At 63.5% G+C, this 20,924-nt stretch carries 19 protein-coding genes; 9 read left to right on the top strand and 10 right to left on the bottom strand.

The genetic code is table 11. From position 1 onward, the window contains the following. Positions 1 to 27 precede the first annotated feature (27 nt). The gene (hpaR, locus tag RPMA_RS20395) at positions 28 to 537 is read right to left on the bottom strand and encodes a homoprotocatechuate degradation operon regulator HpaR (protein ID WP_249225317.1); all 510 of its coding nucleotides are present in this window, start codon (positions 535 to 537) and stop codon (positions 28 to 30) included. A gap of 130 nt (positions 538 to 667) precedes the next feature. Between hpaR and RPMA_RS20400 the strand changes: the two genes are divergently transcribed. The 5 genes from RPMA_RS20400 to RPMA_RS20420 all read left to right on the top strand — a co-directional run bounded on the left by RPMA_RS20400 (position 668) and on the right by RPMA_RS20420 (position 6,594). Continuing rightward, positions 668 to 1,069 (top strand): 5-carboxymethyl-2-hydroxymuconate Delta-isomerase, encoded by a 402-nt coding sequence (locus RPMA_RS20400; protein WP_211909490.1) that lies wholly within the window; start codon positions 668 to 670, stop codon positions 1,067 to 1,069. Then, positions 1,062 to 2,603: a 5-carboxymethyl-2-hydroxymuconate semialdehyde dehydrogenase gene (gene hpaE / locus RPMA_RS20405; RefSeq protein ID WP_211909491.1), complete on the top strand. Its 1,542-nt coding sequence runs from the start codon at positions 1,062 to 1,064 to the stop codon at positions 2,601 to 2,603. The genes RPMA_RS20400 and hpaE overlap by 8 nt, the downstream gene beginning before the upstream one ends. Before the next feature lie 113 nt (positions 2,604 to 2,716). Then, the gene (gene hpaD, locus RPMA_RS20410; RefSeq protein ID WP_211909492.1) at positions 2,717 to 3,700 is read left to right on the top strand and encodes a 3,4-dihydroxyphenylacetate 2,3-dioxygenase; all 984 of its coding nucleotides are present in this window, start codon (positions 2,717 to 2,719) and stop codon (positions 3,698 to 3,700) included. A 239-nt stretch (positions 3,701 to 3,939) separates the two neighbouring features. Further along, positions 3,940 to 4,803 carry a fumarylacetoacetate hydrolase family protein gene (locus RPMA_RS20415; RefSeq protein ID WP_211909493.1) on the top strand — a complete coding sequence of 288 codons (864 nt, stop codon included), beginning with the start codon at positions 3,940 to 3,942 and terminating at the stop codon, positions 4,801 to 4,803. A 165-nt stretch (positions 4,804 to 4,968) separates the two neighbouring features. Beyond that, positions 4,969 to 6,594, top strand: coding sequence for a thiamine pyrophosphate-dependent enzyme (locus RPMA_RS20420; protein ID WP_211909494.1), 1,626 nt, complete (start codon positions 4,969 to 4,971; stop codon positions 6,592 to 6,594). Positions 6,595 to 6,690: 96 nt separating this feature from the next. On the opposite strand, the gene RPMA_RS20425 is transcribed toward RPMA_RS20420, so the two are convergent. The 8 genes from RPMA_RS20425 to RPMA_RS20460 all read right to left on the bottom strand — a co-directional run bounded on the left by RPMA_RS20425 (position 6,691) and on the right by RPMA_RS20460 (position 14,930). Continuing rightward, positions 6,691 to 7,905 (bottom strand): ABC transporter substrate-binding protein, encoded by a 1,215-nt coding sequence (locus RPMA_RS20425; RefSeq protein WP_211909495.1) that lies wholly within the window; start codon positions 7,903 to 7,905, stop codon positions 6,691 to 6,693. Between the two features lie 81 nt (positions 7,906 to 7,986). Then, complete coding sequence (locus RPMA_RS20430) at positions 7,987 to 9,207, bottom strand: MFS transporter (RefSeq protein ID WP_211909496.1); 1,221 nt, start codon at positions 9,205 to 9,207, stop codon at positions 7,987 to 7,989. Positions 9,208 to 9,274: 67 nt separating this feature from the next. Then, positions 9,275 to 9,925 (bottom strand): DNA oxidative demethylase AlkB, encoded by a 651-nt coding sequence (gene alkB / locus RPMA_RS20435; protein ID WP_211909497.1) that lies wholly within the window; start codon positions 9,923 to 9,925, stop codon positions 9,275 to 9,277. 4 nt (positions 9,926 to 9,929) lie between these two features. After that, positions 9,930 to 10,664, bottom strand: a complete 735-nt coding sequence (locus tag RPMA_RS20440; protein WP_211909498.1) for a 2OG-Fe(II) oxygenase — start codon at positions 10,662 to 10,664, stop codon at positions 9,930 to 9,932. A gap of 188 nt (positions 10,665 to 10,852) precedes the next feature. Beyond that, complete coding sequence (locus RPMA_RS20445; protein ID WP_211909499.1) at positions 10,853 to 11,539, bottom strand: DUF2848 domain-containing protein; 687 nt, start codon at positions 11,537 to 11,539, stop codon at positions 10,853 to 10,855. Between the two features lie 170 nt (positions 11,540 to 11,709). Continuing rightward, positions 11,710 to 13,056: an amidase gene (locus RPMA_RS20450; RefSeq protein ID WP_211913752.1), complete on the bottom strand. Its 1,347-nt coding sequence runs from the start codon at positions 13,054 to 13,056 to the stop codon at positions 11,710 to 11,712. A 47-nt stretch (positions 13,057 to 13,103) separates the two neighbouring features. After that, complete coding sequence (locus tag RPMA_RS20455) at positions 13,104 to 13,436, bottom strand: AtuA-related protein (protein WP_211909500.1); 333 nt, start codon at positions 13,434 to 13,436, stop codon at positions 13,104 to 13,106. A gap of 156 nt (positions 13,437 to 13,592) precedes the next feature. Then, a complete protein-coding gene (locus tag RPMA_RS20460; protein WP_211909501.1) occupies positions 13,593 to 14,930 on the bottom strand; it encodes an acyclic terpene utilization AtuA family protein in 1,338 nt (445 codons plus the stop codon). 219 nt (positions 14,931 to 15,149) lie between these two features. Between RPMA_RS20460 and RPMA_RS20465 the strand changes: the two genes are divergently transcribed. The 4 genes from RPMA_RS20465 to RPMA_RS20480 all read left to right on the top strand — a co-directional run bounded on the left by RPMA_RS20465 (position 15,150) and on the right by RPMA_RS20480 (position 19,403). Continuing rightward, the gene (locus RPMA_RS20465) at positions 15,150 to 15,563 is read left to right on the top strand and encodes a Zn-ribbon domain-containing OB-fold protein (protein WP_211909502.1); all 414 of its coding nucleotides are present in this window, start codon (positions 15,150 to 15,152) and stop codon (positions 15,561 to 15,563) included. Between the two features lie 4 nt (positions 15,564 to 15,567). Beyond that, complete coding sequence (locus tag RPMA_RS20470; protein WP_211909503.1) at positions 15,568 to 16,707, top strand: thiolase C-terminal domain-containing protein; 1,140 nt, start codon at positions 15,568 to 15,570, stop codon at positions 16,705 to 16,707. Positions 16,708 to 16,845: 138 nt separating this feature from the next. After that, positions 16,846 to 17,766: an SDR family NAD(P)-dependent oxidoreductase gene (locus RPMA_RS20475; protein WP_211909504.1), complete on the top strand. Its 921-nt coding sequence runs from the start codon at positions 16,846 to 16,848 to the stop codon at positions 17,764 to 17,766. Positions 17,767 to 18,101: 335 nt separating this feature from the next. Continuing rightward, on the top strand, positions 18,102 to 19,403 hold the full coding sequence (locus RPMA_RS20480; RefSeq protein WP_211909505.1) for an MFS transporter: 1,302 nt from the start codon (positions 18,102 to 18,104) through the stop codon (positions 19,401 to 19,403). Between the two features lie 69 nt (positions 19,404 to 19,472). Here the strand turns inward: RPMA_RS20480 and RPMA_RS20485 are convergent, their stop codons facing one another. Continuing rightward, the gene (locus RPMA_RS20485; RefSeq protein WP_211909506.1) at positions 19,473 to 20,822 is read right to left on the bottom strand and encodes a tetratricopeptide repeat protein; all 1,350 of its coding nucleotides are present in this window, start codon (positions 20,820 to 20,822) and stop codon (positions 19,473 to 19,475) included. Positions 20,823 to 20,924: the final 102 nt, after the last annotated feature.

The raw sequence follows: 20,924 nt of genomic DNA on the forward strand, positions 1-20,924 counted from the left end.
CACTGCAGAAACGACTTTGCTGCAAAATTATGCAGAGGAGATATCGGCCTCGTCGCCGCCGTCGCTCGGCATCGCCTGCAGGCACGCCTCCAGTTCATGCAGCATCGCCTGCAATTCGGCGAGTTTTCGCGCGCCAAAGCGCTTCGTCATCTCGCCGTAGATCGCTTCGGAGCTGGGCGCGACGGTTTCGATGAGCTTCACCCCCTTTGCGGTGATGGAGACGATGTTGCGGCGCAAATCAGATTTCAGGAGATGCCGCGCAATCAGTTTGCGCTCCTCGAGGTCGCGCAGGATGCGCGACAGGCTGGGGCCGAGCAGGAACGCCACACGCGCCAGTTCCGTCACCTCGATCTCGCCGGATGCCGCCAGCGCACGCAGGATGCGCCATTGCTGCTCGGTGAGAAAATGCGCCCGCAGCGATGGACGGAAGTGGCGCATCACGCCTTCCCGCGCCCGCAGCAGCGACATCGGCAGCGATTGCGAAAAATCACGCATCGGGATCTTGGCGGGCGCACGCGATTTGGTGGGAGATGTCATGGCAGCCTCGTGTTCCGGCGCGTGCGACGCACAATGGAAATTCATCTCACGCCGTTTGATCGCGATCACTTAACATGTTAAGTGTTTGGCCGGAAGCCGCGCGCAAGACGGCTCCGGTCAGGGACGAAACATGCCGCATTTCAGCATCGAATATTCGGCCAATGTCGGTACCGCCGCGGATATCGGCGCCTTGTGCGAAGTGGTGCGCAAGGCGGCGGTGGAGACCGGCATCTTCCCGCTCGGCGGCATCCGCGTCCGCGCCATCCGCTGCGAGCATTACGCCATCGCCGACGGCCTGCCCGATGCCGGCTTCGTCGATATCCTGCTGCGGATCGGCGAAGGCCGCTCGCTGGAGGCACGCCAGAAGGCCGGCGCGCATATTTTCGATGCGGTCTCCACCTTCTTCGATCCGGCATTTCTGGCCGGCAGCAAATTCGCGCTCTCGCTCGACATCCAGATCAACGATCCCGCGACGAGCTGGAAGCGCAACAACATCCACGACATGCTGAAACCCGAGGCCGCCAATGGCTAAGTCCCCTGCCGATCCCGCCGCTGTCCTCAAAGCCAATCATGAACGCGCCGCGCCACTGCTGAAGGCGCTGCGCGCCGACGGCATCGGCCATCGCATCAATGGCGAGGTCGTCGCCGCGTCATCCGGCGAAACCTTTGAGACCACCTCGCCGATCGACGGCGCCCTTCTCGCGACCGCCGCGCGCGGAACGAAAGAGGATATCGACAAGGCGGCGAAGGCCGCACATGACGCGTTCAAGGCATGGCGCGACCTGGCACCGGCCGCGCGGCGCAAATTGCTGCACGGGATCGCCGATGCCATCGAGGACCATGCGGACGATATCGCGACGCTGGAATGTATCGACACCGGCCAGGCCTGGCGCTTCATGTCCAAGGCGGCGGTGCGCGGCGCCGAGAATTTCCGCTTCTATGCGGATCGCTGCGTCGAAGCGCGCGACGGGCTGAACACACCGGCGGAAGAGCACTGGAATATCTCGACACGCGTGCCGATCGGCCCTGTCGGCGTGATCACGCCGTGGAATACGCCCTTCATGCTCTCCACCTGGAAGATCGCGCCCGCGCTCGCGGCAGGCTGCACGGTGGTGCACAAGCCGGCGGAGTGGTCGCCGATCACGGCAGATCTTTTGGCGAAGCTCGCGAAGGAAGCGGGCCTGCCCGATGGCGTGCTCAACACCGTGCATGGCATCGGCGAGGAAGCCGGCAAGGCGCTGACCGAGCATCCCGCCATCAAGGCCATCGCCTTTGTCGGCGAGAGCGCCACGGGCTCCGCCATCATGGCGCAAGGCGCAAAGACCTTGAAACGCGTGCATTTCGAACTCGGCGGCAAGAACCCGGTGATCGTGTTCGACGATGCCGATCTCGACCGCGCGCTCGATGCCGTCGTCTTCATGATCTATTCGCTGAACGGCGAGCGCTGCACGTCATCGAGCAGGCTACTGATCCAGAGCAGTGTCGCGGACAAGTTCATCGAGAAGCTTGTCGCCCGCGTGAAAGCACTGAAGATCGGCCACCCGCTCGATCCCGCAACCGAAGTGGGCCCGCTGATCCATGAACGGCATCATGCCAAGGTCTGCAGCTATTTCGATGTGGCGCGCAAGGACGGCGCCACCATCGCCGTGGGCGGCAAGGCGCATGATGGCCCGGGCGGCGGACACTATGTGCAGCCGACGCTGGTGATCGATGCCAAGCCCGGCATGCGCGTGGCCCAGGAAGAAGTATTCGGGCCGTTCCTGACGGTGATCCCGTTTAAGGATGAAGCGGAGGCTATCGCGATCGCCAATGACGTCCAGTATGGCCTCACCGGCTATGTGTGGACCGCGGAGATGGGCCGCGCGCTGCGCGTCGCAGATGCGCTGGAGGCCGGCATGATCTGGCTCAACTCGGAAAATGTCCGCCATCTGCCGACGCCATTCGGCGGCATGAAGGCGTCGGGCATCGGGCGCGACGGCGGCGACTATTCGTTCGACTTCTACATGGAGACGAAACACGTCTCGCTGGCGAAGGGGACGCACAAGATTCAGAAACTGGGGATCTAGCCACTCTATCAGCCGTCATTGCGAGCGGAGCGAAGCAATCCAGAGCCGCAAGCGAGAAAGAACTGGATTGCTTCGTCGCTTCGCTCCTCGCAATGACGGAAAGGGAAACGTCCATGCCCGCGCCCATTCATGTCTTCGATCCGCCCTTCAACATCCTGCGCGCCAGCCATGTGGTGCTGGATGTCACCGATCTCGCAGCAAGCCGTAAATTCTATGAAGATATTGTCGGGCTTCATGTGGAGGACGCCGACAGCGACACCGTCTATCTGCGCGCGGTCGAGGAGCATCAGCATCACTCGCTGGTGCTGCGCAAGGCTGCGATCGCCGGATGCCACCGCCTTGGTTTTCGCGTGGCCAGCGAGGATGACCTCGACAAGGCCGGCGCCTTCTTTGCTGCCAATGGCATCACCTATTCTTTCGTCGCGCGCCCGTTCCAGGGCCGCACGCTGCAGGCCACCGATCCGTTCGGCTTCCAGCTTGAACTCTGCGCTTCCATGGAGAAGCGCCCGCATCTGCTGCGGCGCTTCGATCTCTACAAGGGATGCCATCCGCAGCGGCTCGATCACTTCAACGTCTTCGCCGCCGAATTGCAGGACACCATCGACTTCTATGCCCGGCTCGGCTTTCGGCTGACCGAATATGCCGAGGAAGATGGTGACGCCGGCCGCATTGCCGCCGCCTGGATGCATCGCAAGGGCAATGTCCACGATCTCGCTTTCACCAATGGCAAGGGACCGCGCCTGCATCATTTCGCCTATTGGGTACCGACGGCGATGAACATCGTGCATCTCTGCGACGTCATGGCCTCAAGCGGTTATCTCGCCAATCTCGAACGCGGCCCCGGACGACACGGCATTTCCAACGCGTTCTTTCTCTATGTGCGCGATCCCGACGGACATCGCCTCGAACTCTACACCTGCGACTACCAGACCATGGACAGCGACCACGAACCGCTGCGCTGGTCGCTGAAGGACCCGCGCCGGCAAACGCTCTGGGGCGCGCCGGCACCGCGCTCATGGTTCGAACAGGGCTCGGCGTTCAATGAGCAGGCGGTGCGGGAGCCGCTGTTCGTGGCGGATGTGACGATTGCGGACTGATGGGATGGGCACCAGGCCAGTGGCATCCCTCCCCCAAGCACGGCAAAGCCGTGCGCAGTGGGGAGGGTGGCGCGTAGCGCCGGGTGGGGTCTATCCCCACGTGACATCAGCGTTTGCGGAAACACCCCACCCGTCTCGATGCTCGCTGGACGCTCGCATCGATCCACCCTCCCCACTGCGCCGCTGCGCGGCTTGGGGAGGGACAAGCAAAGCGTCATTGCAGTGATGGAGAATGATCGATGACCGCCCGCCTCGCCACCTTCACCATCAACGGCGCCCTGAAATACGGCGCCGTCACCGATGATGGCATCGTCGATCTCTCCGCACGCTATGGCGGCGACTATCCGACGCTGCGCGAGGCGATCGAACATCAAGCTCTGCAGCGCCTGATCGATGCGGCCGCCAACCAGCCGGCGGATTTCGCACTGAACGATGTCGCCCTGCAGCCGCCGATCCCGGCGCCGGAAAAGATCATCTGCATCGGCGTGAACTATCCGGATCGCAATGCCGAATACAAGGATGGTCAGGACGCACCGAAATTCCCGTCGATGTTCATGCGCACACCGCGTTCCTTTGTCGGCGACGGCATGCCGCTGGTGCGCCCGAAGGCCTCAAAGCAGCTCGATTATGAAGGCGAAGTGGTGCTGGTGATCGGCAAGGCCGGCCGACATATCACTGAGCGCGATGCGCTGGATCATATCGCGGCGCTGACGCTGTGCAATGAGGGCACGATCCGCGACTGGGTGCGGCATGCCAAGTTCAACGTGACGCAGGGCAAGAATTTCGACTCCACCGGCAGCCTCGGCCCGTGGATCGTGCCTTATGCCGACGAGAGCCAGATCGCCGATATCCGCCTCACCACGCATGTGAATGGCGAATTGCGACAGGACGATCGCACCTCGCGGCTGATGTTCGGCTTTCGTTATCTGCTGAGCTATATCTCGACCTTCACGACGCTGGTGCCGGGCGACGTCATCGTCACGGGCACGCCGACCGGTGCCGGTGCGCGCTTCGATCCACCGCGCTATCTTGTGCCCGGCGATGTGATCGAGATCAAAGCGGACGGCATCGGCACGTTGCGCAATGGCGTGGTGGATGAATGATCATTTACCGCAAGCGCAGGTGCGCCCCCTCTCCCCGCCGGGGAGAGGGTTGGGGTGAGGGGGCGCCGCAAGCGACGTCATTTGTGAAAGCCCCTCACCCGCCGCGAAGACGCGGCGACCTCTCCCCGGTGGGGAGAGGTGAAGCAAGAGACGCAGGAAATCATCATGACTCAACAAACAGGCGGCGAAGCCATTGTCAGCGGGCTTAGGGCTCACGGGATCGACACCGTGTTCGGCCTGCCCGGTGCACAGGTCTATGGGCTGTTCGATGCCTTCCATCAGGCCAAGCTGAATGTGATCGGCGCGCGGCATGAGCAGGCTTGCGGCTATATGGCCTTCGGCTATGCGCGCGCTTCGGGCAAGCCCGGCGTGTTCAGCGTGGTGCCCGGCCCCGGCATCCTCAATGCCAGTGCTGCGATGCTGACGGCCTTCGGCTGCAACGAGCCGGTGATGTGCCTCACCGGGCAGGTGCCATCAGATTATCTCGGCCGTGGCCGCGGCCATCTGCATGAGATGCCGGACCAGCTCACGACGCTGCGCTCATTCGTCAAATGGGCCGAGCGGATCGAATATCCCGCGGATGCGCCGACCAAAGTCGCGCGCGGATTTCAGGAGATGATGTCCGGCCGCCGCGGCCCCGTGGCGCTGGAAATGCCGTGGGATGTGTTCACGCAGAAGGCCGAGACGGCCGACGCGGCCACGCTCGCGCCGTTCAAGGCACCCGCGCCCGATCCCGATCGGATCAAGGCGGCGGCGGCGCTGATCAAGGCGGCGAAGGCGCCGATGATCTTTGTCGGCGCGGGCGCGATGGATGCCGGCGCAGAAATCCTTGAACTCGCCGAGATGATCGATGCACCCGTGGTCGCATTCCGCTCCGGCCGCGGCATTGTCAGCAATGCGCATGAGCTCGGCCTGACCATGGCGGCTGCGTATAATCTATGGCCGCAGACCGACCTCATGATCGGCATCGGCTCGCGGATGGAATTGCCGGCCACGTTCCGCTGGCCGTTCAGGCCGGACGGGCTGAAGTCTGTTCGCATCGATATCGATCCCGTCGAATTCCGGCGCCTCGCCGTCGATGCGCCTGTGATTGCCGATGCCGCCGAAGGCACGCGCGCGCTGGCTGCTGCGGTGAGCAAGCTGGGCTATACGAAGACATCCGGCCGCCGCGATGCGATCCGCGCGGCATCGGCCAAGGCAGCGAAGGATATCCAGGTGGTCCAGCCGCAGATGGACTATCTCGCCATCCTGCGCGACGTGCTGCCGGACAATGCCATCGTCACCGACGAGCTGTCGCAGGTCGGCTTCACCTCCTGGTACGGCTTCCCCGTCTATCAGCCGCGCACCTTCATCACCTCGGGCTATCAGGGCACGCTCGGCTCCGGCTTTCCCACAGCACTCGGCGCCAAGGTCGCGCATCCGGACCGGCCGGTGGTGGCGATCACCGGCGATGGCGGTTTTATGTTCGCCGTGCAGGAGCTGGCGACGGCGGTGCAGTTCAAGATCGGCGTTGTCGTGCTGGTGTTCGACAACAACGCCTATGGCAATGTGCGCCGCGACCAGCTCAATGTGTTCGACGGCCGCGTGGTGGCCGCGGATCTGGTCAATCCGGATTTCGTGAAGCTCGCGGAGTCGTTCGGCGTGGGCGCTGCGCGAGTGAAGTCACCGGCGGAGTTCAAGCCCGCGCTGGAAAAGGCGCTGGCGGATGGCGGGCCGTATCTCATCGCGGTGGATGTGCCGCGGGACTCCGAAGTGAGCCCATGGGCGTTCATTCATCCGAAGAAGGTGTAGCCTTCGCCGTCATTGCGAGCGAAGCGAAGCAATCCAGGAACCAAGTGAAGAAAGAACTGGATTGCTTCGTCGCTCCGCTCCTCGCAATGACGTCTCCTACTTCACCGGCGGATCGAGCTGGGTGCAGCCGCCTTCGCTGATCGGGCGCATGATATCAGCGGCTTTCACCTTGCCCTTGATCTTGAGCAGGTCCCACTCGCCCTTCACTTCCGACGGCTTCTTCACTTCCGCCAGCAGCATGTCGTTCATCAGGCGGCCGTCCTCACGCAGCTTGGCGCCGGGCGCGAAGAAATCGTCCACCGGCATTTCCTTCATCTTGCGCATCACCGTGAGGCCGTCATTGTCGCCCGCGGCTTCGGCGGCGCGGAGATAGTGCTTCACGGCGCTATAGACGCCGGCCTGCGCATGCGTGGGCATCTTGCCGTGCTTGGCCATGAAGCGCTTTCCGAAGTCGCGGCTCGCATCGTCATTGTCCCAGTAATAGCCTTCGAGATACTGCACGCCCTGGGTCGCCTCCGAGCCCAGCGCCTTCACCGAAGTGAGATAGAAGATCAAAACGGCCAGCTTCTGCTTGCCTTCGCCGATCTGGAATTCGCGCGCCTGCTTGATATTGGTGACGGTGTCGCCCGACGCATTGGCCAATGCGATGACCTTGGCGCCGGAGCCTTGCGCCTGCAGCAGGAAGGATGAGAAATCCATGGTGCCGACCGGGTGCTTCACCGAACCCAGCACCTTGCCGCCGGCGCCTTCCACGACCTTGGCGACTTCCGCCTGCATGGCGATGCCGAAGGCGTAGTCCGCCGTGATGAAGAACCAGGTATCGCCGCCATCCTTCACCACCGCCTTGGCGATGCCTTGCGCGAGCGAATACGTATCGTAAAGCCACATGGCAGCCGTGGGCGCGCATTGCTTGCCGAACACATCGGCCGTGGCGGAGCCCACATGCACCAGGACCTTGCCGCGCTCGCGGGCGAGATTCTGCACACCGAGCGAAATGGCGGAATTGCCGATGTCGAAGATCGCATCCACCTTCTGCTGGTCATAGAGATCGCGCGCCAGCGAGATCCCGATATCGGTCTTGTTCTGGTGATCGGGCCCGAGCAGTTTCACCGGCTGGCCGCGCACCTTGCCGCCGACATCGTCGATGGCGAGCTGTGCTGCGACCACGCTGCCGGTGCCGCCGGCATCGGAGAACACGGAGCTCTTGTCGTTCAGCACGGCGATGGAGAGTGGTTTGGTGATCGGCTCGGCAAGTGCGGAGCCATTGAGGCATGCGAAAAGAGCGGCAGCCAGGATGCCCGTTCGGGTCATTGGTCGTTTCCTCAGTCTGGTTGTTATTGAGGAAAGCGTAACATGGCGGATGGCCTTGGCCAGCAGATTTTAATCGCGCGATTAAACCGAATTCCGGCGTGCGAACAACATCAGCAATATGGCACCGGCGATCCCCCAGCAGATCACCGGCAGCCATCCGAGCAGCAGCGCATAATCGGGCATGCCGGGCAGACCGCCGGCGATTGCGCCCATGCGCGCGAAGGTCGCCAGCGCGAGCGCCGAGAACACGAGACCGACGACCTTGCCTTCGGCACCGGTTTCGCCGATCGCCATCGCCGCCGTGACGGCACTCATCATCATGCAGCCCCATGCGGCGCCAGCGACGAATTGCGCAGCGACCAGCACATGGAGCGTGGGCGCGAGCTCTGCCGCCACCACGGCGACGGCACCGACTAGCGCGGCAGCGCCGAGCACCACGATGCCGCCGAACCGCTTGACCACCGTGCTGGCCGGAAACATCGCAATGTTGAAGCCGATCCAGAACACCGGCAGCAGCCATTGCAGATCCGCCGGCTGCGCGAACCGGCGGAACAACGGCACGCTGTTGATGCTGACATGCAACTGGAAGCCGAGCGCGAGGATCACCATGGCAGCGATGAACAGCAGCGGAATGCGGCCGAGCGCCTTGTCCTGCACGGGCAGCGCGGGTGTCGTGCGCGCGCTGACCTGCACCAGACCACGCTCGACGCGGGACAGCGCCAGCGTCACCAGCAGCAGCGTGACGCCGGCTATGACGAAAGGCACGCGCGGATCGACACCGCGCAGCGACGCCCCCATATACGGCGCGACGGCTCCGGCGAGGCCATAACCCAGCATCGCCAGCGCGGCGAGCATCGGCCGCGAAGGACGCGCTGCATATTTCCCGAGCAGCGTCAGCGGCGGCGCACGCAAGGCCGAAGACGTCACCGACCAGATCACGATCAGCACGATGAGCGCGACCTGCGCCTTCGGCCCGGCGCCAGCCACGAAAGGCAACGCGACGAAGCATGCGCACGAGACGGCAGTGATGATGCCGACGATCAGCCCGAGGCGCCCGACCAAGCGCGCGACCTTGTCGGCCATCACGCCCATCAGCGTATCGGTGATGGTGAAGATCGCCTGATCGAGCATCAGGATATAGATCACCACCACCGGCGCGATACCGACATCGGCAGCGAGCTTCGGCAGATAGATCACATAGGTGACCCAGCCGAGGGTGAAGACCAGTTGCAGCACGCCAAGCCATGCACCCGCATTCGTGCTGGCCGCACCCGATATTTCGGTTCGTTCCTGTTCGCTCATGATCCCCTCACCCCGTGCGACCATAGAATGGTCGCGGCGGCGAAGGAAAGCGTTCAAGCCTCGGATATCAACGGGTCTTCCTGAAGGTGAGATTGATGCGCTGGGCGCCCATCACCGCATGCTCCCCCGCCGGCAGCGGGGCGACGCCGTGATAGGCGAGCCGCGACGGGCCGCCCCAGACGACCACATCGCCATGGGTCAGGCGATAGCGCCTCTGGGCCACATTGCGCGTGAGGCCACCGAACAGGAATGTGGCGGGCAAACCGAGCGAGACCGAGACGATGGGCGCGCCGAGATCGAGCTCGTCCTTGTCCTGATGCAGCGAGAGTTTGGCGCCGGGCTTGTAGCGATTGATCAGGCAGGCATCGGGGGTGAAGCCCTTGTAGCCTCCTTCCGCAGCGGCGCGTGCCGCCAGGCTGCGCAGCGAGGGCGGCATCGAAGGCCAGGTCTGGCCGCTGTCGGGATCGACGGGATCGTAGCGATAGCCGCTGCTATCGGACACCCAGCCGACGCGACCGCAATTCGTCATCGCCACCGACATGGTGTGACCGCCCGGCGTGACCAGATGACGGAACGGCGCGGCCTTGATGATGGCGCGGAGATCGGCCAGCAGCGCCGCTTCGTCATGGCCGACACAGTTGCGCAACAGCACAGCGCCCTCGCCGAGCTGTTCGCGCGAAGGCTGGGCATCGGTGGTGGCGGCGAAGAGGTCCGTCATTCAACTACTTTGCATCGTGAAAAATCACGCCGAGCGTATGGCGCCGGCCACTCTTAACACGGCTGACGCCGTGGCGCAGGTTGACGCGATAGGAACCGCGGGCGCCGGCAACCGGGCGATGATGCACGGCGAACACCACCGCATCGCCCTGCTGCAGCGACACCACCTCGGCGCGCGACTGCATCCGCGGGCGCTGTTCGGTGAGCACGAATTCGCCGCCGGTGAAATCCCTGCCCGGCTGCGACAGCAGGATCGCGACCTGCAGCGGGAAGACATGCTCGCCATAGAGATCCTGATGCAGGCAGTTGAAGTCGCCGGCCTCATATTGCAGCAGCAGCGGCGTCGGGCGCGTCTGGCCGGCCTCATGGCAGCGCTTGAGGAAGGCGGCGTGGTCGCCGGGAAAGCTGACATCGATGCCCATGGTCGCGTTCCAGCGATTGGCGATGGCGCTGAGGGGGCCATAGAGCGCCGGCCGCAGCACCGCGATGGGATCGGGCAGCGGATAGTTGAAATACTTGTACTCACCGCGACCAAAGCCATGCCGCGCCATCACGATGCGGCTGCGGAAGCTGGTGTCATCGGGATACAGCGCAGCGAGCACGCGGCATTCGGCGGGACTGAGGAGCTTGTCGAAGACGGCGCAGCCCTGTGCGTCGAGATCGGCACCGATGCGCTGCCAGTCGATGGCATCGAGGCGCGGATCGGATGCGGGGCGTTTGGCGAGAGTTGCAGATGGCATGATGCAGCCGCTCCGGATATGCGCCGATCATCGGCAGTTGGGGCTGCATTGTGGGGAATGGCGGCGACGGCGCCACCCGATTTCCGGGATTCGTAGCCCGGATGGAGCGCAGCGCAATCCGGGGACCGGCGTTTCAACGTGCCGCCGGTCCCTGCATTTCGCTGCGCTCCATGCAGGCTACAATCGCATTATCCCACCACCGGCAAGGTCTTCACGTCATAGCCGTGGCTGATCTTGCGCTTCAGCACGGGGTCTTCGATCTCATAGTCGAAGCGGTCGGCCGGGCGGATGCCGCCCTTGGCCGCAAAGGTGCCGCCGAACATGGCGGTGCCGTCGGGTAGCGTATCGCCGCCAAAACCCTTCTTGATGAGCTCGGCGACCGGCAGCATGCCGCTCAGCGTGCCTTCCTGATACAGCACCTTCTCGCCCTTGATGGTCGCCCAGGAGCGCAGGATGATCTGGTCCCAATGCGGGAGAAGTTCGGACAGCTCCCACACCACCGGCGCGATGGGCTTGTCGCACATCTGCTTCGACACGGTGATGTTGTAGGTCTCGACCTGGCGATCGGTGTGATCGGAGCCGACGCCGACATAGACCTTGCCGCCGGAGGCAATCAGGCAGAATTCGACCTCGCCCGACGAATTGATGTCGGTGCATTCGATCATGCCATCGGTGGTGAAGCGGCGCGCCGCGCAGCGATAATAGATCGGCGTCGTTGCCGGCGGCGCGATGCCGAGCGCCTGCAGCTCCTTGATGTGATGATCGCGCGCGACCGGATCGCGGCCGGTCCAGCCGGCGATGACGCCCTGGGTGAGCGTGACGGTGAGCGGGGTCTGCGCGCCCTTGGCGTCGAGCGTGAGTGCAATGGTGGTCATAAGTAGTGTCCTCTCGAGAAATCTGGCACCGGCCGTTGTGTCCCCTCGCCCCGCTTGCGGGGAGAGGGTCAGGGAGAGGGGGCGCCGCGAGCGACGTCGCTTGTGGCTCCCCTCTCCCGCCGCGAAGACGCGGCGACCTCTCCCCGGTGGGGAGAGGTGAAGAAAGAGTCTCAGCCGCTAATGACTGCCTCCATCCCCGCGGCGAGTTCGAAGATCCTGCGGTCGTTGCCACCGGCGGCGGCCAGCATCAGGCCGACCGGGGCTTCGTTCTTGCGCGAGATCGGCAGCGAGATGGCGCAGCCGTCGATCATGTTGATCAGCGTGCAGTTGCGCAGCGCCATCAGGTTCTTCTTGGCAAACACCTTGTCGTCGGCCATGTCGGCGATCGACGGCGGCGCGATGGCGCAGGTCGGCATCACCAGCGCGTCGTAAGGCGCGATGGTGGCTTCGACGCGCGCGATCAGCGAGCGGCGCATCGGCAGCAGATCGATATAGTCGGCGGCGGTCATCGCCTCGCCGCGGGCAATGCGGACCGAGACGCGGGGATCGTAGACATCGCCCTTGGCCGTCAGCAGCTCGCGATGCCAGGCAAAGCTCTCGGCCGCAGTGAAGCCGCCCTTGCTGCTCATCAACGGGATATCGTTGAAGGCCGTGACTTCGATACGCTCGATCAGCGCGCCTTTCTCGGTGAGCAGTTTTATCGTGCGCTCGAACACTTCCGCGACGATCGGATCGAGTTCGTCCATCGCGATCGTGGTCGGGATCGCGAGCCGCATGCCCTTGATGGCGCGCGGGGTAAGTTCGAAGTCCGGCTCGCCGGCAAGCACCGCATCCATCGCCGCGCAGCAGGCGACGCTGCGCGCCAGCGGGCCGATGCTGTCGAGCGTGAAGGACAGCGGCACGGCGCCGTCGAGCGGCACGCGGCGCTGGGTCGGCTTGTAGCCGACGATGCCGTTGAACGCCGCGGGAATGCGGCAGGAGCCGCCGGTATCAGTGCCGAGCGCGGCATGGGCCATGCCGTCGAGCACGGAGACGCCGGCGCCTGAGGACGAGCCGCCCGGCACATGGCCGACCTCGCGCTGCCAGGCGCCCTTGGGCGTGCCGTAATGCGGATTGGTGCCAATGCCGGAATAGGCGAATTCGACCATGTTGGTGCGGCCGATCAGAATGAAGCCGGCCGCGCGCAGACGCGCCACCGCGGGCGCATCGCTGTCAGCCGGTGCAGAGTCATCGAGCGCGCGCGAGCCGGCGCGGGTGACCTGGCCCTTGATGTCGAACAGGTCCTTGATCGAGATCGGAATGCCGGCAAAGCGCGACGGCGCGGCTTTCGCCTTGCGCAGCGCGTCCATGGCGTCGGCAGCGGCGAGCGCAGCATCCTTGTCCACATGGATGTAGACGCGCTGCCCCTCGCCCTTGGGATCGGCGATTTTGGCGAGGCAGTCCTCGACCAATTTGCGGGAAGTAGTGCGGCCGGCGGCAAGATCGGCGGCGAGGCTGGCGAGCGTGGGAGCAAACATGGTCACGGTTCCTGTCCAGTAGCTTGGTCAGGCCGTGACCGGATCAATCACGGCGCCTCGTCGGTATCGCCGATACCGCCCTCGATTTCCAGATCGAGCAGCGCGGAGCTGAGCGACTTGCCATGCGCATCGAGCGCCAGGGATCGCGTGACCCCGCCACCAAGTGCCTGATCCATCACGAAATTCAGTGCGGAAATATTGGGCAGTTCGTAGCGGACCACCTCGCCCTGGACGATGTCCTTGAACATGTCCTTCACGCGCGCGGCGGTCACCTGCGATACTAACAACGGATATAGCTTTGCGTCAAAGGCAATTACCGAGATGTTGGAGATGTTGCCTTTGTCCCCGGTGCGGGAATGAGCGATATCGCGCAGCTTCATGACCCGCTCTCCATCGTCGTCCCCGCGTAGGCGGGGATCCATACACGCTGTCGAATTATAAGAAGCACGACGGCAGTGACAGCGCTTCGCGGCAAACCTCGGAGGTAATGGATCCCCGCCTGCGCGGGGATGACACGCGTGGTGTGACGCATCTGCTCAGGCCTCCACGAAACGGACGGATGGGGTCGCCTGTTCACGCGGCAACAACACGGATGCGACGGCGACGACATCGCGCGCCGACTTGGTGGCGCCGCCACCGCCAGCGGGGCCGTTGGTGTAGAGCGTCTCGACCTCGTTGCCGATGCGCACGGCTTCACGCAAGCTATCGGTGCGACCGGTGACGCGGACGCGGACTTCATAGGGCTCCGATCGCGCGCCGAGGGTCTCACCATGCAGTGAGTCCACGCCAATGAGATCGAAGCGCGTCTCCGATGTGACGACGCCGGTGAGCTTCAGGCGCTCGCGCACGATGTCGAGCGCGAGACGCCCGCGCGCCACGGCATTGGAGCCGGCATAGGACATCTGGCCCTCGCCGATATAGGAGTCGACATAGCCGACAGAGACTTTCAGCGTGTCCGGCCGCGGCGTACCCTGCCCGCCGGTGACGCGGACACGGTCGCGGCCTATCTCCTCGATGGTCACCTGCGAGAAATCCGCGACCACATCGGGCTGCAGATAGCGCTTGGGATCGTGCACCTCATAGAGCAACTGCTCCTTGCAGGTGCGCGCCGACACTTCGCCGCCGGAGCCATCGACCTTGGTGACGACCAGCGTGCCGTCCTCGCTGACTTCACCGATGGGGAAGCCAAGCCGAGCGAGGCCCTCCACATCCTTGAAGCCGGGATCGGCAAAGTATCCACCGGTGATCTGGCCCGCGCATTCCAGGAGATGGCCGACCACGATGCCCTGCCCGAGCAGATTCCAGTCCGACATCGACCAGCCGAAGGCATGGATCATCGGTGCGAGAAACAGAGCGGGATCGGAGGCGCGGCCGGTGATGACGACATCCGCGCCGTCCCTCAATGCGGCCGCCATCGGCTCGGCGCCGAGATAGGCATTGGCGGAGAGAACCTTGTTGCCGAGCCCGCGCATGGTGCTGTCGAATTCCAGCACCGGCAGATCGCTGCCTTTGCAGGCATCCAGCACATCGTCGCCGACGATGGCGGCGATCTTCAGTTTCGGCAGGCCCATCGCTTTCGCGATCTCCGCCGTCTTTCGCGCCGCGGCTTCGGGATTGGCGGCGCCCATATTGGTGACGATCTTGATGCCCTTGCTGGCGCAGATCGGCAGCACCGCACGCATGCGTTCTTCAAGCAGGGGGTCAAAACCGCTGTCGGGATTTTTCATCCGCGCCTGCTGCGCCAACGCCACCGTGCGCTCACCCAGGCATTCGAAGACGAGATACTGGATGTCGCCCTTCTCGGCGAGTTCGACCGCGGGCTCGATGCGGTCACCGGAATAGCCGGCGCCTGAGCCGATCCTGATTTTGCGCAATGGAGCCTCGCTTGTTTCGTTTCCCGGTATTTTGCAGCACCATTCCCGACAGGGTTGCAGCGCTTGTGTCAGTCAGACCATCCCACCAGATTGGTGTCAAATTTGGTCCGCGATCTCCGGATACGGCTATGCAACATGGACGCTGGACCGCCCCACCGCAAATGTGGAATGTCCTTCGCGACAACGAACCGGGAGGATCCCGGCACTGGAGGAAATCATATGGCCGAACCCGCGCGGGCACGCCCGAAACCGACACCGGAAACCCAGCACTACTGGGACGGCGCCAAGACCGGCGAACTCCGCCTGCAGCGCTGCGACGACTGTTCGCATGTGTATTTCCCGCCGCGCCCGTTCTGTTCGAAATGCGCCTCGCGGAATGTTTCGGTGTTCAAGGCATCGGGCAAAGGTTTTCTCTACAGCTACGTCATCAATCATCGCCCGGCCGCACCGGGCTTCACGCCGCCTTATGCCATTGCGGTTGTCGAGCTCGATGAAGGCCCGCGCCTGATGAGCAACATCATCGATTGCGAGCAGACGCCGGAAGCGCTCGAACTCGACATGAAGCTCGAAGTCGCGTTCCAGAAGGTGGATGACACGCTCACCCTTCCCGTGTTCCGTCCGGCGAAAGGCTGAGATCATGCGCAGAAACGCAGTCGCCGTTGTCGGCGCAGCCGAGACCACCGAACTCGGCGTCATCCCCCACATGTCGCAGATCCAGCTCCATGCAGATGCGGCGCTCAACGCCATCAAGGATGCCGGGCTGAAGCTGTCGGACATCGACGGCATCGCCACGGCTGTCGAGACGCCGCAGCAGCTCGCGCATTATCTCGGCATCACGCCAACCTGGGTAGACGGCACCTCGGTGGGCGGTTGCTCCTTCATGCTGCATGTCCGCCACGCTGCCGCGGCGATCGAGGCCGGGCTGTGCAAGACCGTGCTGATCACGCATGCGGAGTCCGGCAAGTCGATGATCGGCAAATTGCCGCGCTCGATTCCGGCAGACTCGCTGCAGGGCCAGTTCGAAGCGCCTTACGGCGTCTACGGCCCGCCGAGCATGTTCCCGATCCCGGTGCTGCGCTACATGAAGACGCATGGCATCACCCATGAGCAGATCGCGTCGGTGGCCGTATTCCAGCGCGAATGGGCCGCAAAGAATCCGCGCGCGATGATGAAGGCGCCGATCACCGTCGAGGACGTGCTGAACTCGAAGATGATCGCCTATCCGTTCCGTATCCTGCAATGCTGCCTGGTCACCGATGGCGGCGGCGCGCTGATCCTCACTTCGGCGGATCGTGCCAAGGATTTCCCGAACAAGCCGGTCTACATTCTCGGCACCGGCGAGAGCGTGGAAACGCCGATGGTCAGCCAGATGGAAACGTTCGACTCCTCGCGCGCCTTCCGCGTGGCCGGGCCAACCGCGTTCCAGGAGGCGGGCATCACGCATAAGGATGTCGATCATCTCATGATCTACGACGCCTTCGCGCATCTGCCGCTCTATGGCCTCGGTGATCTCGGCTTCATGCCGCATGAGGAGACCGGCAAGTTCATCGCCGACGGCAATACGCGGCCGGGCGGCAAGCTGCCGATGAACACCAATGGCGGCGGCCTCAGCTATATGCATTCCGGCATGTACGGCATGTACGCGCTGCAGGAGAGCGTGCGGCAGATGCGCGGCATCGCGCCGGCGCAGGTGAAGGATGCGAAGATATCGGTCTGTCACGGCGTCGGCGGCATGTTCGCCGCGTCGGGGACGGTGATTTTCACGAACGAGAAATAACTCTCACCCATCAACCGTCATTGCGAGTCCTGACGAATTGCGAAGCAATCCAGAGCGACACGAAGAAAGAACTGGATTGCTTCGTCGCTTCGCTCCTCGCAATGACGACAATTGAATCCCAACCAAGAGGAACTACACATGGCAAAAACCAAAATGCTTGACGGCAAGGTTGTCGTCGTCACCGGCGCGGGGCGTGGCATCGGCCGCGGCATCGCGCTGCTCTGCGCCGCTGAAGGCGCCAGCGTCGTCGTCAACGATCCCGGCGGTTCGACCGACGGCGCCGGCACCTCTGCCGCACCGGCCGAAGAAGTCGTCGAGGAAATCAAGAAGGCCGGCGGCAAGGCCGTTGCCAACTTTGAATCCGTCGCTGAAGCCGTTCCGGCCAGCAAGATCATCAAGCAGGCCGTCGACACCTATGGCCGTCTCGACGGCGTGGTGAACAATGCCGGCATTCTGCGCGATGCCATCTTCCACAAGATGTCCATCGACGCCTTCGAGGCCGTGATCAAGGTCCATCTGATGGGCTCGTTCTACACCTCGCATGCCGCCGCCCGCATCTATCGCGAGCAGAACAGCGGTTCGTTCGTACACTTCACCTCGACCTCGGGTCTCGTCGGCAATTTCGGCCAGGCGAACTACGCTGCCGCCAAGCTCGGCATCGTCGGCCTGTCGAAGTCGATCGCGCTCGACATGCAGCGTTACGGCGTGAACTCGAACTGCGTTTCGCCCTTCGCCTGGAGCCGCATGATCGGCTCGATCCCGACCGAGACCGAAGCCGAAAAGGCGCGCGTCGAACGCATGCAGCGCATGGGCCCGGAAAAGATCGCCCCGCTGGTGGCCTTCCTGCTGTCGGATGCCGGCAAGGACGTCTCCGGCCAGATCTTTGCCGCGCGCATGAACGAGATCTTCCTGATGGGCCAGTCGCGCCCGATCCGCTCGATCCACCGCGACGAAGGCTGGACCCCGCAGACCCTCGCCGACCACGGCATGCCGGCGCTGAAGTCGTCGTTCTACAAGCTGGACCGTTCGGCCGACATCTTCAGCTGGGATCCGGTGTAAGCTTACACTCTCCGTCATGGCCGGGCCCGTCCCGGCCATCCACTTCTTCCTCTCACGAGACACAGACGTGGATGCCCGGGACAAGCCCGGGCATGACGGCTGAGAGATCGGCGCCCTCTCTCAAGCTTCGGAGTTGTGCGTAACTTCACAACCCAAAATCGAAAACGAAATTATATTCTAAAATTAGCTATGCAAATCACCCTTATCTGACCCGTGCCTGCCCGAATTTCGCAATAAAGAATTCCAGTTCCCGCCCAAGTCGGTTATGTGACCGGCAAATAACAAGGCCCAATGCCGCGCATCCGCAGGCCGGGCCACATTTGCTGGACATGACAATGACTGATCACGCGGGCGCCATGCCCTCCGCGGCCGCGCCGCAATCCAAGGCCCTGAACTCTCCCGCGCGCGTCCTCACCGCGAGCCTGGTGGGCACCACCATCGAGTTCTTCGACTTCTACGTCTATGCCACTGCCGCGGTGCTGGTGTTCCCGAAACTGTTCTTCCCGGCCGGCAACGATACGGCTGCCCTGCTCGCGTCCTTCGCGGTGTTCTCCATCGCCTTCTTCGCGCGCCCGTTCGGCGCCATCCTGTTCGGCCATTTCGGTGACCGCGTCGGCCGCAAGACCACGCTGGTCGCGGCATTGCTCACCATGGGCATCTCCACCGTGGTGATCGGCCTGTTGCCGACCCATGCCCAGATCGGCATCGCAGCGCCACTGCTGCTGGTGATCTGTCGCTTCGGCCAGGGTCTCGGCCTCGGCGGTGAATGGGGCGGCGCCGTGCTGCTCGCCACCGAGAACGCGCCTCCCGGCAAGCGCAACTGGTACGCCATGTTCCCGCAGCTCGGTGCGCCGCTCGGCCTGTTCCTGGCATCGGGCACCTTCTGGCTGCTGCTGCATTTCGTGTCGCCGGAAGCGTTCCTGAGCTGGGCCTGGCGCGTGCCGTTCCTCGCCTCCATCGTGCTGATCGTGATCGGCCTGTGGGTGCGCCTGTCCATCACCGAGACGCCGGAATTCCAGAAGGCCATCGACAAGGCCGAGCGCGTCGCCGTCCCGGGCATCGAGCTGTTGAAGAAGCACAAGCGCAGCCTCGTGCTGGGCACTCTGGTCGGCTTGATGACCTTCGTGTTCTTCTATGTCTGCACGGCCTATCTGCTCTCCTACAATGTCGGCGTGGCGAAGATGTCGCTGCTCGACGCGCTGAAGGTGCAGATCGCCGGCGCCATCGCCTTCGGCACCACCAACATCCTCGCCGGCCTGCTCGCCGACAAGCTCGGCCGCCGCAACATGCTGATCGCCAACTGCCTGATGGTGATTGCGTTCTCGTTCTGCGTGGCCCCGCTGCTCGGCGGCGGCGTCGCCGGCATCTACGCCTTCGCGCTGATCGGCCTCGCCATCTTCGGCATCAATTACGGCCTGATCGGCGCAGCGCTGGCGTCGCCGTTCCCGACCGCGGTGCGCTATACCGGCTCGTCCATGACCTTCAACATGGCGAGCATCTTCGGCGCTTCGCTGGCCCCCTATATCGCCACCTATCTGCAGGCGAATTACGGTCTCGCTTATATCGGCTACTACGTGCTGGCCGCCGCAGTGATCTCGCTGCTCGCGATCTTCGCGTCGGGCAAACAGGAAGTGTGATTCCACCGCGCGTTTCGATCTGAAAAAGGGCAGCACACATGCTGCCCTTTTTTTGTTGGCTCCGACGCTCTAGCGTGACGCTTCATGCCGTTTGATTTCGAAGCGCGCAGCCGCCTGCTCGAATTCGCCGTCACCGCGACAGACCTTGGCCGCCCGTTTTAGATGAGGCAATGCCTCATGCGGCTTCTCTTTCACCATCCAATACTGCCCGAGATAGAACGACACGCCGCAAGCGCCGAAATCATCTTCCAGACGCATCTGCTTCATGCGCTTCATCATCTCGTCCGGGGTTATCTCACCGAGATAGACCGCGACCATCGGCCATGGCCAGTCGTTGCGATCGAACTTCGCCGTGTTGCGTTTGAGTTCGGCGAGCGCGTCGTTGCCGCTGCGGGCCTGTGCGATATAGCGCAGCAGCTTCGCCAGGCCATATTCCGGCGCGCTCTTGATCACGTCCGCAAAATCCTCCGCAGCATCCGCATATTGACCGGTGATGAACAGTGCATGCGAGCGGCGATTACGGAGGCTGGAGTCGTCGGGTGTCAGTCTCAGCGCCGCATCGTAGTCGGGGATGGCTGCAACGTAATCTCCCTTCCGGCTCAGCGCGATGGCGCGATCGACATGCGCGCCAATATTGTTCGCATTCAGCGTGATGGCCTTCGTGAAGTCGGCGATAGCACCCTCATTGTCGCCACGCATCAGCCGGATTTCGCCGCGGCCGTTGAAGGCGTTGTCGAATTTCGGCGCTATCGCGATCGACGCGTCGAAGTCGATCAAGGCCTTGTCGAAATCTTTCCTAGCAACATAGGCCTCGCCCCGAAAAGCCAGTGACAAGGCATCCCGCGGCGCATGCGAAACAGCTGCCGAAAAATCTGCGATCGCACCATCGGTGTCGCCGTGGTGACGCCGCAACAGACCACGGCTGCGATAGGTGTCGGCCCCCTCAGGCTTCAAGCGGATGGCCTCGTCGAAATCGGCGCGTGCCTTGGCCACGTTTTCCCGCATTTGATAGGACTGGCCGCGATAAAGATAGATCAGCGCTGCGGCCGGATTGATTTCGATCGCCTTGCTGTAGTCGGCGATCGCACTGTCATGATTGTCGAGCCAGGCATGGATCCAGGCGCGCATATTGTAACCGTCGAAATCACCGGGATGTGCGGTGATATAGGCCGTCAGTCCTTCGATCGCAGCAGCGCGATTGCCAAGCCGCACCTGTCCGATGGCGCGGCCACGCAGCGCTTCCGATCGCTGCGCAGCGGTCGAGGCGGGATCGTCGATGACGGCGGTGCAGGCGACGATCATGCGCGGGCTGATCGGCGGCGCGCATACATCCGATGCGCGTACGGCGCCCGTGAATGGCGCAGCCAGCAACAGTGTGGCGACGGCCACCGACGCATGAATATGACGACGGAACGACATGAGGAACCCGATGTGACGATTGAGGTTTCAACTTTGTCGCGCTCGCCGCCGAAACGTTCAGCCCACGCGCATTCGTCCACCTTGTGCAGCGCCGCCACCGCG

It is taken from the genome of Tardiphaga alba, assembly GCF_018279705.1.
In the GTDB taxonomy this organism is placed as follows: domain Bacteria; phylum Pseudomonadota; class Alphaproteobacteria; order Rhizobiales; family Xanthobacteraceae; genus Tardiphaga; species Tardiphaga alba.

Bases quoted from the DNA above. Each gene is read 5' to 3' on its own strand.
- RPMA_RS20470 (WP_211909503.1), top strand. From the start codon at position 15,568: ATGCGCAGAAACGCAGTCGCCGTTGTCGGCGCAGCCGAGACCACCGAA.
- RPMA_RS20425 (WP_211909495.1), bottom strand. From the start codon at position 7,905: ATGACCCGAACGGGCATCCTGGCTGCCGCTCTTTTCGCATGCCTCAAT.
- RPMA_RS20430 (WP_211909496.1), bottom strand. From the start codon at position 9,207: ATGAGCGAACAGGAACGAACCGAAATATCGGGTGCGGCCAGCACGAAT.
- hpaR (WP_249225317.1), bottom strand. From the start codon at position 537: ATGACATCTCCCACCAAATCGCGTGCGCCCGCCAAGATCCCGATGCGT.
- RPMA_RS20440 (WP_211909498.1), bottom strand. From the start codon at position 10,664: ATGCCATCTGCAACTCTCGCCAAACGCCCCGCATCCGATCCGCGCCTC.
- hpaD (WP_211909492.1), top strand. From the start codon at position 2,717: ATGCCCGCGCCCATTCATGTCTTCGATCCGCCCTTCAACATCCTGCGC.
- RPMA_RS20480 (WP_211909505.1), top strand. From the start codon at position 18,102: ATGACTGATCACGCGGGCGCCATGCCCTCCGCGGCCGCGCCGCAATCC.
- RPMA_RS20465 (WP_211909502.1), top strand. From the start codon at position 15,150: ATGGCCGAACCCGCGCGGGCACGCCCGAAACCGACACCGGAAACCCAG.
- hpaE (WP_211909491.1), top strand. From the start codon at position 1,062: ATGGCTAAGTCCCCTGCCGATCCCGCCGCTGTCCTCAAAGCCAATCAT.
- RPMA_RS20400 (WP_211909490.1), top strand. From the start codon at position 668: ATGCCGCATTTCAGCATCGAATATTCGGCCAATGTCGGTACCGCCGCG.
- alkB (WP_211909497.1), bottom strand. From the start codon at position 9,925: ATGACGGACCTCTTCGCCGCCACCACCGATGCCCAGCCTTCGCGCGAA.
- RPMA_RS20415 (WP_211909493.1), top strand. From the start codon at position 3,940: ATGACCGCCCGCCTCGCCACCTTCACCATCAACGGCGCCCTGAAATAC.
- RPMA_RS20450 (WP_211913752.1), bottom strand. From the start codon at position 13,056: ATGTTTGCTCCCACGCTCGCCAGCCTCGCCGCCGATCTTGCCGCCGGC.
- RPMA_RS20485 (WP_211909506.1), bottom strand. From the start codon at position 20,822: ATGTCGTTCCGTCGTCATATTCATGCGTCGGTGGCCGTCGCCACACTG.
- RPMA_RS20455 (WP_211909500.1), bottom strand. From the start codon at position 13,436: ATGAAGCTGCGCGATATCGCTCATTCCCGCACCGGGGACAAAGGCAAC.
- RPMA_RS20445 (WP_211909499.1), bottom strand. From the start codon at position 11,539: ATGACCACCATTGCACTCACGCTCGACGCCAAGGGCGCGCAGACCCCG.
- RPMA_RS20475 (WP_211909504.1), top strand. From the start codon at position 16,846: ATGGCAAAAACCAAAATGCTTGACGGCAAGGTTGTCGTCGTCACCGGC.
- RPMA_RS20420 (WP_211909494.1), top strand. From the start codon at position 4,969: ATGACTCAACAAACAGGCGGCGAAGCCATTGTCAGCGGGCTTAGGGCT.